The sequence below is a fragment of the Leptospira stimsonii genome (assembly GCF_003545885.1).
Taxonomy (GTDB): Bacteria; Spirochaetota; Leptospiria; order Leptospirales; family Leptospiraceae; genus Leptospira; species Leptospira stimsonii.
In genome coordinates this window covers 1,411,480-1,426,116 of sequence record NZ_QHCT01000001.1, presented here as the reverse complement: position 1 = coordinate 1,426,116, position 14,637 = coordinate 1,411,480, and the positions used below count along the sequence as shown (strand labels likewise).

The 14,637-nt window shown below is 42.2% G+C and carries 13 protein-coding genes and 1 tRNA gene; 8 read left to right on the top strand and 6 right to left on the bottom strand.

Going from position 1 to position 14,637, the window contains the following annotated elements:
- Positions 1–191: 191 nt before the first annotated feature.
- The 6 genes from DLM75_RS07110 to DLM75_RS07080 all read left to right on the top strand — a co-directional run bounded on the left by DLM75_RS07110 (position 192) and on the right by DLM75_RS07080 (position 8,009).
- Positions 192–1,874, top strand: coding sequence for a GGDEF domain-containing phosphodiesterase (locus tag DLM75_RS07110; RefSeq protein ID WP_118967722.1), 1,683 nt, complete (start codon positions 192–194; stop codon positions 1,872–1,874).
- Positions 1,875–1,876: 2 nt separating this feature from the next.
- Entirely contained in the window at positions 1,877–2,329 is a 453-nt protein-coding gene (locus DLM75_RS07105) for a hemerythrin domain-containing protein (RefSeq protein ID WP_118967721.1), read from the top strand.
- Positions 2,330–2,910: 581 nt separating this feature from the next.
- Complete coding sequence (locus tag DLM75_RS07100; protein WP_118967720.1) at positions 2,911–5,457, top strand: hypothetical protein; 2,547 nt, start codon at positions 2,911–2,913, stop codon at positions 5,455–5,457.
- 487 nt (positions 5,458–5,944) lie between these two features.
- A complete protein-coding gene (gene coaE, locus DLM75_RS07090; protein WP_118968018.1) occupies positions 5,945–6,568 on the top strand; it encodes a dephospho-CoA kinase in 624 nt (207 codons plus the stop codon).
- On the top strand, positions 6,565–7,308 hold the full coding sequence (locus tag DLM75_RS07085; RefSeq protein WP_118967718.1) for an SPOR domain-containing protein: 744 nt from the start codon (positions 6,565–6,567) through the stop codon (positions 7,306–7,308). Before coaE ends, DLM75_RS07085 begins: the two co-directional genes overlap by 4 nt.
- Before the next feature lie 53 nt (positions 7,309–7,361).
- Entirely contained in the window at positions 7,362–8,009 is a 648-nt protein-coding gene (locus DLM75_RS07080; RefSeq protein ID WP_118967717.1) for an FFLEELY motif protein, read from the top strand.
- Between the two features lie 492 nt (positions 8,010–8,501).
- Here DLM75_RS07080 and DLM75_RS07075 read toward each other — a convergent pair whose 3' ends face one another.
- The 6 genes from DLM75_RS07075 to DLM75_RS07045 all read right to left on the bottom strand — a co-directional run bounded on the left by DLM75_RS07075 (position 8,502) and on the right by DLM75_RS07045 (position 13,236).
- Positions 8,502–9,467, bottom strand: coding sequence for a hypothetical protein (locus tag DLM75_RS07075; RefSeq protein WP_118967716.1), 966 nt, complete (start codon positions 9,465–9,467; stop codon positions 8,502–8,504).
- A complete protein-coding gene (locus DLM75_RS07070) occupies positions 9,436–10,848 on the bottom strand; it encodes an MBOAT family O-acyltransferase (protein WP_118967715.1) in 1,413 nt (470 codons plus the stop codon). Before DLM75_RS07070 ends, DLM75_RS07075 begins: the two co-directional genes overlap by 32 nt.
- A gap of 283 nt (positions 10,849–11,131) precedes the next feature.
- On the bottom strand, positions 11,132–11,575 hold the full coding sequence (locus DLM75_RS07065) for an OsmC family protein (RefSeq protein ID WP_118967714.1): 444 nt from the start codon (positions 11,573–11,575) through the stop codon (positions 11,132–11,134).
- A gap of 741 nt (positions 11,576–12,316) precedes the next feature.
- A tRNA-Leu gene (locus DLM75_RS07055) sits at positions 12,317–12,398 on the bottom strand.
- A 135-nt stretch (positions 12,399–12,533) separates the two neighbouring features.
- Entirely contained in the window at positions 12,534–12,929 is a 396-nt protein-coding gene (gene cueR, locus DLM75_RS07050; protein ID WP_118967712.1) for a Cu(I)-responsive transcriptional regulator, read from the bottom strand.
- A gap of 10 nt (positions 12,930–12,939) precedes the next feature.
- Positions 12,940–13,236 (bottom strand): 2Fe-2S iron-sulfur cluster-binding protein, encoded by a 297-nt coding sequence (locus tag DLM75_RS07045; protein WP_118967711.1) that lies wholly within the window; start codon positions 13,234–13,236, stop codon positions 12,940–12,942.
- Between the two features lie 182 nt (positions 13,237–13,418).
- On the opposite strand from DLM75_RS07045, the gene DLM75_RS07040 reads away from it, so the two are divergent.
- Both DLM75_RS07040 and DLM75_RS07035 read left to right on the top strand, forming a co-directional pair.
- Positions 13,419–13,625 (top strand): heavy-metal-associated domain-containing protein, encoded by a 207-nt coding sequence (locus tag DLM75_RS07040; protein WP_118967710.1) that lies wholly within the window; start codon positions 13,419–13,421, stop codon positions 13,623–13,625.
- A 26-nt stretch (positions 13,626–13,651) separates the two neighbouring features.
- Positions 13,652–14,116 carry a hypothetical protein gene (locus DLM75_RS07035; RefSeq protein WP_118967709.1) on the top strand — a complete coding sequence of 155 codons (465 nt, stop codon included), beginning with the start codon at positions 13,652–13,654 and terminating at the stop codon, positions 14,114–14,116.
- Positions 14,117–14,637 lie beyond the last annotated feature (521 nt).

The window sequence follows — 14,637 nt, the reverse complement described above, 5'->3', positions numbered from 1 at the left end:
ATTCCCATCTCCCTCTGCCTTTCCATGTCCTGAACTTTTTAAAAAATTCAAAAGTTTCACCGATTTTAAGCCAATATAACATATAGGCCACACTTCCTATTCTTTTATAAAACTAAATTATAACTCTTATAAGTCCGTTTTCTATTTATAATCTAAATTGTTAGACTACTGCAGTATAGGCTGGTAACAAAGTGACTAACAATACGCAGATTTCCCCTCTCCTCTTAAGAAGAGCGATCAAGTTTTGTTCCGATAATTCCAAGGAAGGGATTGTACTCTTTTCAAAAAGTTGGGATTTACTATACACGAATGCGACATTTGATGAACTTTTACAATCTCCGAATTTTCAAAGCATCCATGATTCGCTCCTCTCCTATCTCAAGACGACAAAGGGAATTCAATATGAAAAGGAGATGGGACTTTCCAGTGTTCTCCTTGAAACCGGCCTAATCGATGTCGGTTATTTTAACGACACGACTCTGATGTTGAACTTTATCCTTCATGATTTGGAAGAAGTATATGCAATCCGTTTTCTTACCGTAAGGCAAAATCTTTCCTCCGATTCCAAAGAATCGTTTTATCAAGACCGCTTTACCGGTCTCCCAAACAAAAACTACTTTCTTTCGATCTACAGCAACAATCGGATCTACAACAATAAATCGAATCGACCTTATTTTCTTTTTCTAATCTCTCTTTCTAACCCTGATTCCATCCTCAACAAAGAAGACAATTTTTATTATGAGTCGATTGCCCTTAAAATTGCCGAACGTCTCAAGAAATACATTTCGAAAGGAGATCAAATTTTTCGCCTCGGCTCCGAACGTTTCCTGATCGCAAGTGCGAACATAGAATCCGAACTGGAGGCGGAGTGGTTTGCAGAATGTATCATTCTTCTTTTTTCATTCCCATTCACCTATCGAGAAAGAGAATTTCACCTGAATGCAAACGTAGGTTATGCTCAGTTTGATCAGTTGGTCAATTCAGACCTCAATTCATTGAGGATTCTCGAAGAGGCAGTGCAACAATCGGCTCTTATCGGTCCGAATTCATTTTATCACTATGATCGAAGTACGATCGAACAAAATGCGACGAGGGCAAAAATCGAAATCGATTTAAGGAAAGTATTAAACAGAAACGAACTGGAACTGGCCTACCAACCGATCATGGATCTTCGCCAAGACTCGATCCTTTCTATGGAAGTTCTTTTACGTTGGAATCATCCGGAAAAAGGAAAATTGATGCCGGCGAGTTTTATTTCGATCGCCGAAAGTTCGAGTTTTATTAAAACAATAGGAGAATGGTTGATCTGGGATACCTTGAAATCCTACAGCACTTCCATCCTAAAAGAGAACCAAATCTGCATTTCGCTTAACATTTCTGCGAAACAACTCAACGACAAACAGATTTTCAACGTTCTAAAGGAAGCGACCGATTTTTACGGCATTTCTCCGGATTCTATCATTTTGGAGATCATAGAAGATTCTTTCGATTCCAATCTAGTAAAGGTAAACAAGGTAATCGCTCTTCTAAAAGACTTCGGTTTTCGTTTTGCGATAGATGATTTCGGGAAAGGTTACTCTTCTCTCGGAAGACTGCAAACTCTTCCCGTCGATTATATCAAATTAGACAAGGTTTTTCTATTTAACTACTTCAAATCTTCCAGCAAGACGATCATCTCCTCCTTGATCAATCTCATCCAAGCGATGGACAAGGCGATCATCGTGGAAGGTGTTGAAAATCCTAATCAACACGAACTTTTAAAAGAACTGAATTGCAACTATGCACAGGGTTATTTCTATTCTTATCCTCTCGAAGCGTCCAAAGTAGAAGAGTATATCAAGACGAAACTCACGCAAAAAATTAGCAGGAATTAAATATGGAATTGATCGGAAAACTCAAAAGACAACACCAGATCGTGAATGAATACGCTCATCAGATCGAATCTGAAATCGATAAGGCAAATCCGAACATAGGACATTTGGTCGAACTGCTTTCTATCTTTTCTGCTTCCTTACTCTTCCATCTCAATGTCGAGGATACGGACCTTTATCTTAAGATGGAAAACTACACGAATGACTCTCCGACTCTAGTTTCTCTTTTCGAACAATATCAGAAAACTATGTTCGGCCTAAAGGACACGTTGCTTGATTACGCAAGTAAATACTCGGATCCTCTTACGATTGAAATGAATTTCGGAAACTTCAAGGAAGAGACGACGGAGATCTTCGATCATCTCAGAAAAAGGATCGATAGGGAAGAATCGGAATTTTATCCTTTGATAGAGGATATCCTACGAAAACTTTCGACCGAAGAAGAAGTGGTTATTTAAATTTTCATTCGCTTCCCGGTAGAAGAGCGATTCGGTTCTAAATTACAATGCGAATCCAAAGGGATTTTCTTGTTCCTTTGGGTTTGTTTCGAGGCAACTTTACACAATTAACATACAATCGAATACGGCGATCAGCATTCCTTCCGCATGAAATCGTTTTTATTTTTTATCCGGTTCTCTTTGCTAAATAGAGTGCCTAAAATTCCATACTAATTTCCACCCAGCGTCCTTGTTTCGGAAACGATCCCCTCTTTTTATTACTTTTTATAATTTCTTATGATTCAGTATAAATGTGTATTTGGATATTTCACGAGCGAAAGATATTATATTATATATTTATTATATAGATAAATCTGATTTAATAAAATACTTGAATAATTAATCCGACAATACGAATATCTGTTCCATTAATTGATTGGAAACCTTTTTGGTTGGTTTTTTGAATTCTTTCTCGTAAAAGAATGAGAAATGGACTGGAATCTTATTTTAGAAAAACCGAATGTTGGAGGGCGTCTGATTTGGAATAACCGGGGCAGTCTTGAAACTATATAAAAAAACCGGATTCTCAGACAAAAATATTTATGAAAACCTTGCTCAATTACTTTCACCGCACAAGCACAATCGCCGCGATTTTGATCACATTCAATTGTCTTGGTGATAGGGATTCTTCGAATCTTTCTCTTAGGGCGATTCTTAATATTCCCGGGTTTATCACTGCGAACGGGGTAGATCTGACTCCGGAACCGATCGGTGGAACCGTTGTCGGATTAACGGGAACCGGATTGATTCTGATGAATAACGGAACTGAAACGATCAACATTTCGGCAAACGGCACGTTTGTTTTTAACGAAAAGATCGCTGGATCCGCTTCCTACAACGTCACGGTCAGACAAAATCCATTTGCTCCCGCGCAAATCTGTTCCGTTAGCAACGGATCAGGTATCGTATTCTCCCAACCGATCACGAATATTCAAGTGATTTGTTCCGTCGTTGGTTACAGCGTTCAAGGTACGGTCACCGGCTTAAGCGGCACGGGCCTTACTCTACAAAACAACGGCGCCGATTCCACTTCCATTTCTGCCAACGGTGCTTTTTCGTTCGCAACCAACGTTGCAAACGGAGGCACGTATAACGTCACCGTTTCGCAAAACCCAAGTTCTCTCAGCCAAACTTGCTCCGTTAGCAACGGTTCCGGTTTGATCGCGGGAGCTGATATAACCAACGTGAACGTTACTTGTTCCACGAATTCTTTCACAGTGAGTGGTACAGTTTCCGGTCTTTCAGGCACGGGATTAACTTTAAAGAATAATGGAACGGACGACATCGCCATTACGACAGACGGGACTTACACTTTTCCCACTGGAATTTCCAGCGGAGGAACTTATAACGTTACCGTTTCGCAAAATCCGAGTTCGCCGACTCAAACTTGTTCGGTAACGGGAGGAAGCGGATCGGTAACTTCTTCTGCGATCAGCGGAATCGCAGTTTCTTGTTCCACCAATTCTTATACAATCAGCGGATCTGCATCGAATGTCATAGGAAGCGGGCTCGTTTTAAAAAATAACGGGACCGATCCGATCTCGATTACCGCGGACGGAAGTTTCTCTTTCGGCACCAACATCGCGAGCGGTTCAGCTTACAGCGTCACAGTCCAACAGAATCCGAGTTCTCCGACTCAACTGTGTTCGTTGAGCAACAATACGGGAACCGTTAGTTCTTCCTCGATCACCGACGTCTCCGTTTCTTGTAGCGCTCCTCTCTACAATGTCGGCGGAACGATTTCAGGTTTGTCGGGAAGTATTACCATAAAAAATAACGGAGCCGATACGACTACAATTTCGTCTAACGGAGCCTTTACGATGACGACTCCGATCGCGGACGCATCGGCTTACTCGATTTCGATTTCAAGCCAGCCGGCGGGGCAGACCTGTTATATCGCTCAAAATTCCGGAACCATTGCGGCTATCGATGTGAATACGGTTCTTATCAATTGTGTGAACGGGGTCACCTTAGGAAATTTGGTGAACGGAAATATTCTCGTGAATAATATTCCTTTAGCATATTATGTTGAAAACCCTGCAACGGGCAGTTCGGATTGGTTTATAGGAGATCCGGGTGGAGACCCCGACACAATGTTGGACGGATACGGTTTTGCCTCAGGGCCAACTCCCGTGGGAAGACTTTCCAATATGTATCATATCACAACGGATGGAATCAATATCTATGCCGTGGATTTCAATTTGGCAACGCCAGCGTTGGGAACGGTTCGAAAGATTCACATCGCGACTCGAACTCTTTCCACTTTACCGATCACGATTCAGACGCCAAAAGGAATCTCAACGGACGGAATCTATCTGTATATTACGAGTCAGAATCATTACATCGTAAAATACAATCTACTCAACAATTCTTATTCTACAATCGCCGGTCTTTCGGGAACGTTTGGTACCACGGACGGCACAGGAACGACCGCGAGATTCAAATCTCCCAATGGAATCGCGACGGATGGGACCTTTCTCTACATAGCCGATACGGGGAATCATAAGATTCGGAAGATTAAGATATCCGATAATACCGTGACAACAATCGCAGGTAGTGGGGTCGCGGGAACACTCGACGGTCCGGGAGACGTTGCCAAGTTCAATCAACCGACTCATGTGGTTTACGATTCGAATACGCTCTACGTCGCCGATACCAATTCCCACAATATTAAGAAAGTAGATTTGACGACCAGTCCTCCCTTTGTAACGACGATCGCAGGAGATCCGGCAGGAACCTATGGGAATGTGGTGAACACAACGGGAACTTCCGCTCGTCTTGCGAAACCGTTCGCGATCGCACAAGACAACAATCATCTTTACGTTTCGGACGGAACTACCTTGATCAAAAAAATTTCCAAGACCGCTCCTTACGCTGTCTCAAATCTTTTGGGATGCGCACCGGTGAATCCGGTGACCTCAACAGGAACGCCACATACTTATTCGGGCGGCCCTGATGGAGGAACGATCGGAACCTGCCAAGCAGGAGAAGGAAGTTTTTACGATCCGAGAGGAATGGTTTCGAACGGAAGAAGTCTTTTCGTTGTGGAAATGCATCCTTACTTGCGTTTTATTCGTAAGATCGATTGAAAGGAAGTTCCAGGAAGAATCCGGAGTTTCTTTCGTAAAAGAGGCCTCCGGAGATAGGAAAGAATGGTCCGCCTTTTCAAAGGATTCTTCTGTATCACCTTGCGGATAAGAAGCAAAGAGCCAAGCTCTGAAAGTGTGAGTTCATACTTTTGAATGATTCGACAGCAAGTCATTTGTCGTACGAATCGTAAGGAAAGAGCCAGGTGTTCTTCGCCAAAGAAATCAATTTCGCGGGGAGTTCCCGCGATTTTTCAAAAGAAAGGCCCTTCTTCTAAACCCAAGCAACTCCCAATCAAAGAAATCTTCCCCATTCTTCTAAAAATCCGATCTTTTCGAATCTTTTTCCAAATCGACGATTTCCTTCCGGATCCAAAAAACAAATCTCATTTTTAACCTGAGTTTGGTAGGAACTCCCAACCCGGCTCAAGAGAATCCGGAAATTTCTTTTTTGCTTGTACTTTTTGAGGTAGAAGGCCAACATCAACGCATGCAGAGTTCGAGTTCTGGAAAAAAGGCCTTCTTGGTCGGAATTACCGGAATGATCGGAGGTGGAAAAAGCACCGCGACAAAGATTTTTGCGGAATTGGGAGCATTTCCGATTCAGGCAGATCAGCTCGCCAAACGTTATACGGCCCCGGATTCTCCCATTCTTAAAGAACTCATCGAACTTTTGGGATCGGAGATTCTCAACTCGGAAGGAAAACCGGACCGGAAAAAAATCGCGGAACTGGTCTTTCATGATCCGAAAAAATTGGAAGGACTCAACAAACTGATTCATCCGAGGGTAAGAAAGGATTTTTTGAAGATCCTGGAAACGGAGGCTTCGGGCAAACTCGTCGTCTGGGAAGTTCCCCTTCTTTTTGAAACAGACGCCCATACGCTCTGCGACACAACGGTGACCGTGGATTCGGATCCGGAAGAATCGATTTCCAGGACCGTATCGAGAGACGGTGTTACAAAAGAGGATGTTTTGGCGAGAATCGCAAACCAACTTCCTCTTTCGGAAAAGCTAAAAAGAGCCGATTATACAATTAGAAACAGAGGGAATCTCGAAACACTGAGAGAAGAATGTAAAACTCTCTACACAACTCTGTTAGGAAGAATGTTATGAAAGAAAAAATATTTTATGTGATCAATCTCGACAATAAGAGAATTCTAATTCTCTCTTTATTCTTACTCGGACTTTTATTTTCGTTTTTCTTCTTAGGAGTTTCCGTGGGAAAAAAACGGGGCGGAAATTCGGGAGAAGAATCCTTAACGTTAAACGACATCAAGAGCCAAGAAATACAAAGCGGAATTCCTTTTTCAGAGCCTGGCCAAATTCCGACGGAAGGAAACAAAGCTTCGACAACAACGGAAATTCCTCCGGCGACTACGAGTTCACCTTCGAATTCCAAAGAGCAGGATTCCGTTACCTTTAAAAACATTCCTCCTGCTACCGAAGTCGTGGAGTTTAAAAAATCCGGAACATCTCCTTCCTCCTCCGTTGAAAAGGAAAACAAATCCGCACCAGAAACGTTATCTGTAAAAGAACCGGAAGGTTCCAGAGAATCTAAAAAAATCAAAAAGAACGAAGAAAAAAAATCGAAACGAATTTCTAAATCTTCCTCGGACGAAGAGTCAAACGGTTTTACTCTTCAAGTCGCGGCGTTCAAAGACAAAGAAAAAGCAGACGAATTAAAAAAATCAATCTCCGGTAAGGATAAAAATTCGAAAGCAACCGTCAAAAGATCAAGAAACGGATATTATACGGTACGATTTGGCTCCGCATCGTCTAAAAAAGAAGCAGAAGGCCTTTCAAAAATGCTACCTGCAAAATTGAGATCGGGAGCCATCGTAGTCAAGGATTGATTTTTATATTGACCTTCTCTATATAGCCTACGAAATCAGTTTCTAAGTTTCGAATGGATCCAAAGGTGTTAGAGCTAACGCGCAAAGCAGTTGTACGCGCGACAATCGAGAGGCTTCGCACAACGTATTCCGATCTTCTGATCATAAAAGGATACGATGGGATTCCGAATTTTTTCGAATACAATTTGTATTCTCCTTCCAATAAGGAAGAAAGAGACAACGCCTTAGAAAGCCTCTACGAAAAGTTGAAAACGGTCGCGGGTAAATCCATGACCGACAACATCCACCAGATCATTCTTCTCAATCGACTTACGGATTCTCTCGATTACGATACCGCTAAGGTAGTGATCGAAAATAATCTTATGGAAGACGGAGTGATTTCCAGAGACAATCTCTACGCCGCAATGGGCGAAGCCGATCGTTTTGAGGAAAGAAAACAACAGATTCAGATGGTCGGAAATACTCTTCGTTTTTTCTTTTCACTTTCCAAACTTCCTATGATCAAACTTGTGATGGCTCCGATTAAAGTCGCGGCTTCCATGGTAGGCGCGACTTCCTTAGTCGAAACGATGGAAGCGGGTTACGATCTATCGAGTAAAATCAAAGATCTCAATCCTTTCATAGACGCCTTCGTAGACAGGGAAACCAAACTCATTGGAAAGTTGGAAATAGGAAGTCCCGTGGGCGAACTTCACACGTAGGAAAAATAAGTTTTTTCCAAAAAACTTTTCGGTTCTCGATCGAATCGTATCTCAAGACTCGGCGAATCTACTTTCTAAATTCCGCACAACAAAAGCCCTGCGAATCCGAGTCGAAAGGTTTTAAGTTCGTTTTTAAATCTTATTAAATTTCGTCCTTCGAAAACAACTACGGCCTTCCCTTCCTCGCCTTAACCTTACTCGCAAGTTGGAAAAAGTATTTAGAATCAAAAAATGCTCCGATCGAAATTTGTAGGAGTTCCTACGAGAGAAAAGGGAACACTTTTTATTTGCAAAAAGTAGAATTTTGTGATAAAGAAAAATCCGCCGAGGTTTTCCCGCCACCGCGCCCCTCCACCCAAAATCAGGGTGGGGCCCGCGACTTTTATGGAAGAGTCGTCGTATCTCCGACAAATTCATATTAAGATTCAAGATATTTCCGGATGAGGTTGTCCTCGTTTGTGGAGAAAAAATCTTAAAAGGAAAAATTCTAATCTAAAACAACGATTTTTTTCGAAGCTCTTTTTGAAAATAATCCGTATAAGCGGCCTTCCCCAAAAGATTGAGATGCGAGGCGTCAAAGAAGAATTCCGACCTCGTTTCGAAAACGGAAGGATCCAAACGAAGATAGACCGCGCCGGAATTTTCCGCGATCTTAGAAAGTTCCTTTCGAACCACGTCGTATTTCGAATTCTCTTGCTCCGAAAAGAAAAAGTTAGGAGTTTCCAAAAGAACAACCTTTACTCCGTTCTTCTGAGTGAACTTTAGAATTTCATAAAGTTCTTGTACGATTTCGCCTTCGATTTGTGGAGAAAGATTTTCATACTGTTTTTTCCAGCTCTCAATTCTTTCTTCGTTTTCCCTTTCGTTCGCGTTCAGTCTCCAAACGAAAATCGTAGAAAGATACTTATCATAGAGTTTGGAAAAGATGAAATGGGAAAAAGAATTGAGAGAATAAGAATGGGAAATCCGAAACATCCAGTATTCCAAAAAAGATTCTTCCGAGACTTTTCGATCCAGAAAATCAGTGAACAATCCCTTGTGATAGTAACCCTTTACGGATTTATAAGCGGAATCGGGATAACGCCCTTTGTGAAACACGAATTTATCCGCTTCCAAAACGAGAAGAGAAGGTTTTTGATTTCCATTCTTCCTTATATATTCGCCTACGATTTCCTTTCGAAGTGTTAAGTTCGCCCCCGGAATATTCAAGAGTGTGACGGGTTGTTTTAATTCTTTCGCTAAGACGACGGGATCCAAATCCCAAAGGATATGACTCGACCCTACTATGAGGACATTCGAGGGTTTAAAATTCTTATACAATGAAAACATCTTATCGTATTGCGAAAAGAAAAAAGAATAGGAAATCCGATCCAACACAATAACGGAAAGAAGAAGAGTGAAAAGCAAGCTCACATAACGTAGAGTTTTAGAACTGGAAGTAGATGAAACTGGATCCATAGAACACTCCTCCCGTAAAAATCAAAACAACAAAGAGACCCGCAACCGCCCAGTCCCCGTATCTTTTCCAACCTTCCTTCGTTTTTTCCCAGAACGGGAAAATCGCTTCCAAGAAAAGAAATAAAAAGAGCGCGAAAACACCCGCCTTCCTTTGAAATTCCACGATCAAATCCAAAGATTCTCCGGCGGAAAAATCGAATATTCTCGAAAGAATCTCATGCGCGACTCCTACGGAACTCGCGCGGAAATACACCCAACTCAAAAGAACACAATGGAACGTAAACAGAATTCCTAATATTCGAAACCAATTGTGTTTCGATTTTTCTTTAGGAAATACCTTTCGAATCAGAACTTCCAAACTAAGATAAATTCCGTTTAGAAGTCCCCAGATGACGAAAGTCCAATTCGCTCCGTGCCAGATTCCGGAAAGTCCGAAAACGATTAAGAGATTACTAATATGTCGAAACGTGGAGACACGATTCCCACCTAACGGAATATACACGTAATCCCGAAACCAGGAGGAAAGAGAAATATGCCAACGCCCCCAAAATTCGGAGACGCTGGAGGAAAAATAAGGACGATCAAAATTCTTCATCAAATCGATCCCGAGAATTTTTGCGGTTCCGATCGCGATGTTCGAATAACCGGCAAAGTCGCAATAGATCTGAAACGCAAAAAAATACGTCGCGACCAAAAGATCCGCTCCGGATTTTTCGGAAGGATGATTGTACATCGCGTCCACGAATACGGATAGACGATCCGCTACAAAAAGCTTCATTAAGAAACCGTAAACTATGTATTTTAGTCCGTTTTCCACGTTTTGAAAGAGAAGTTTGTGTTCCTGATGAAACTGAGTCATCAGGTGATGCGCCCTTTCGATCGGACCGGCGACCAATTGGGGAAAGAACATCACATAAACCCAATAGTATCCGAGATGTCTTTCCGCTTTGATCTTTCCCTGATAGACTTCCACGATATAACCCATCGATTGAAACGTATGGAACGAAAGTCCGATCGGGAGAATGATTTCCAAAGGCGAAATCGGCATCTCCGAGGAAAAAAGAAATTTATAAAGAATTCCGGTATTATCCAGAAGGAAGTTGAAGTATTTAAAAAAGATAAGAATTCCTATGTTCGATGAGAGACTCAAAATAAGGAAAGTTCTTCTTTTTGATCCGTTCGCATTCTCGATCCAGATCGCGAGATAATAATCCAAGACGATCGTAAACGCGAGGATAAGAATGTAGGCCGGTATGAAGGCCATATAAAAATAACAACTCGCAAGGAGGAAAAGAATCCACCGAAAACGAAAGGGAAGTAAAAAGTAAGAGATCGCTACGATCGGATAGAATATAAGAAAGTGAATTGAGTTAAAGAGCATCGTGTCTTGAGAGATTTATTTTCTGACGAAAGACAAAATTCTTTCCAACCCGGGAAAGAGACTACGTTGCCCTTCGTCTTTTCAATAAAGTAGAATCAGGATTCAGAGAGAAGCTGGAAAAGTAAAGCGGATTCGAGGGAGTTCCACCATTTCAAAATAAAATCAAAAGTGGGAGTTGTGGAAGAATTCGAAAATGGAAAGTCCCAAAGGGTTTGTCTAAAAATTTCGAAGGAAAGAAATTCTTCCAAGCCAAACCGTTTGAGACCTTTTTTCCGATTTTGAATCAGAGTGCACTCACTCCTTCCAAAGGAAGAACAGAAACTCCTTGGAGCGTATCCTTCACGGGGCAAATCTTCTGAATGTGTTCGAGAAGACGATCTTGATTTTCCCGTGGAGAATCGCTTTCCACTTCAATCGAATATCGAATTTCCTGAAAGCCCGTTCGAACCGGCGCTTTTCCTAAGAATCCGTCCGGATCCAGATCTCCTTCCACATGGACTCGAAAGTCCTTGAGTTCCACCTGAAAGGCAGGTGAAAACGCGGAGATCAAAACCCCAAGACAACTCGCAAGTCCGCCCAAAACATACTCCACCGGATTCGCCGCCTCATCCTTTCCCCCGAGACTTTCTGGTTCGTCCACAACCCAACGATGACCACGGGATTCTAAAAGGATTTTCACTCCTTCCCCGGACCACTTCGCATCACTGTAAAACAGTTCTTTTGCCATTCCTATTTCTCCTTTTCCTTTTGCTTATCAACTTAGAAGAGAAGAATCAAGATTTTAATTCCATATAACAGAATAATATCTTATATATTAGACAATCTTCTTTCCAGGAAGTAGAACGTATTGTGAATCGGGAAAGTAGACCTTCTTGGTAAAAGGGAAAACGCGGGAACTCCTCACTATTTTCGAATCTTTCAGAGAGTTTTTGAAAGGCGGGAGTTCCCACAGAGGACGGCTTTCCAAGAGAGGTCCGCTTTGAAAAAGATGGAGTTCCTACTTTGATTCAACTCTCAAAGAAATTCCTTTTCTAAAAACGGAGGAGTTCCTACATCCCTCTCCGAAGTCAGACAAAACCTCGATTCGACCGAAAGCTTTTCGAAAAAGCGTCTGAAGGAATTCCCACAAATCGATTTCAGTCCCCTTTTGGGAGAACGAATCAGATCGCTCCTTTGATTTCATCTTCTGAAGGAAGAATTCTGAAGCCACCAAAGAGGATCTCATTTTTTTCGCGCTCTGGAGCACGGATTGAAAAAAAGAAGTGTCTGCGAGTAGAGGGACTCGCCCTCTACGTAGTTTGCCATCCCGGCAAACTACACTCCGAGGCGTCTCTTTCAGGCCTCTGCACTTCCTGTGCTTCGGGCGCATTTGTTGCGCTCCCTATGGGTCGCTTCAAATGCTTTCCTGAACTCGCGTTCGAGTCCAGGATTTTATGGATTCAGTTGGTTAGAGTAAAAAAGAAGTGCTTGCGAGTAGAGGGACTCGAACCCCCACACATTACTGCACCAGAACCTAAATCTGGCGTGTCTACCAATTCCACCATACTCGCGGTGAGAATTCCAATTTTTGTGAGTTTCGAGCAGAGTCAAGCTGAAAGAAACAATTCTTCCAGGCTACTTTTTGAAATTGCCCCGCGGAAAACGGTTGGAAATAAATTATCAATCGTTCTATGCAATTAAGAATTTCAAACCTTCTCATTCGAAAGGGATTTTAGAATCGGACAATGAGGACGATGATCCCCGTGACAATGCGACGCCAAGTCCTTGAGAGTATCCGCCATCTCCTTCATCTCCGCTATCTTAGTTTCCAGAGTTTTTAAGTGAGAGAGAGCGAGAATTTTCACATCGGAACTCGCCCTGCTCTGATTTCTCCAAAGACCAACTAACTTCTTGATTTCCTTCAATGCAAATCCCATACTTCGAGCTCTTTTTACGAACTGAAGAATGTGAACGTCGTCCGAAGAATACATTCTATAACCCGATTCTCCCCTTCTTGCTTTCGGGATGAGGCCGATCGTTTCATAATGTCGAATTTGTTTTGCGGTGACTCCGGATTTTTTGGAAACTTCCCCGATATTCATAATCAACTTCTTACGATTTATTTCCTGGACTTTTTTTAGTCCAGGGAAGAATAAGATCGCTCAGAGGAACGGATCTGCAAGCCAAAATAAAACCCTCCTCCTTTTCTTCCCCCGTCAGAGAAAATTTACCGAGAGAAAGATGCTCCACCTTTCCGCTCAAGAGAAGAATTTTGCAAACCCCGCATCGACCGAATCTACAAGAATAAGCGAGATCGATTCCCGCATTCAAGGAAGAATCTAAAATCGTCTCCTGATCCTCGACTTCGATGTTCCGCTTCAGATCCGGAAAGTGAATCTTAAAACCCATACTACCTCCTTGTCCAACTTCGTAAAATTCTAAAGGTTCCCCCTATAGGAAGGTCAAGGTAGCCAACGAAAAAAAAATGAATACGAAAAGAAAAAATCGCAATCGGTTCTTGACCTTACCCTTGTGGGAAGGTTTAACCTAAATCTCAAGATCGGTTTTCAAAACCTTTTAAGGAGAATCTTATGTTGGAATTTCAAGTGGAGAATCTGTCCTGTGGGAGTTGCGCGAACGTGATTTCCAGAGCGATCAAAACGATTGATCCGAACGTTCAGGTAAGCGTGGATGTCGCAAGTCAAATCGTTCGCGTAGAAAGCGGACGCTCGGGAAAAGAACTCGCAAATCTAATCGAAGAATGCGGTTACCCTGTTTCCAAAAGCGCTGTCGTTTAACAATCAATGAGAAGGAGAGATAGCAAATGAGAACCTCAATTCGAAACAAAACTCTCGGAAACCTTCCGGTTCCGAGTTCAAAAAAGAAAACGTCCCTCTCGAAAGTGAAGGTTGCAAAACTCGCGCTTTCGATTTTTCTTATATTCGTAAGTTATGGATTACGGGCGCACGGAGACGAACATCCCGGTCCGAACGGAGGAGCCATCCGGATGCCTGGATCTTTTCATACGGAACTCATCGTTCTCAAAGAAGGTTTTAAAATTTATCTTTTGGACGTGAGCTTTCAAAATCCGATCACAAAGGAGAGTTCCCTTCAGGCAAAACTCATAGATGGAAAAAAGGAACAAAAATTGGAATGTCAGGCGCATCCGGACCATTTCTTTTGTCCTTCTTCTAAAATTCCGACTTCGGGGAAATTGATCCTGCAGGCCTCTCGAGCGAAGTTAAAAGGTGCCGAAGTCGTCTACGAGCTTCCGCTTCCGAAAAAATAAAAACGAATCTCTTCGGCGTCGATAGGTGCCGGAGAAAACTCAATTCTCCACACAATTCTTGAATTTTCCCCTGACTATTTTTGGCTTTCGCAAGCCCTCCTTTTCGGAATGTTACTTTGTCAAAAAAGAAAGAGAAAGCTCCTACACTTCTTTCTGACTTTTTTTAAATCGATATTTGGTCCGACAAAACTTCTCTTTTCGAAATTCGTTTGCTGAAAACAATCACTTCTTCCGAAACCGAAATGCAAAAACCTTTCCGTGATTTTTAGAATCGACCTTAGAATTCGTCTCCATCTTCGAAAGAAGGAATGAATTCTTTTGATAGACTTCTCGACCCTCAAAGATGTGTGAGTTCCTACATATTACGGCACGTCTGCGTTTTGTGGATATTCAATCTTCCTCAGCTATTCGAACAACGTGAGAGTTCCCACAAATTTTTCCTTTTTGACGATTCGAAACCTTTCTAATAAACGATTCCCATTCTTCCTTCTTAGAGTTCTCTCAGTCTTCTCTCCTTTCAA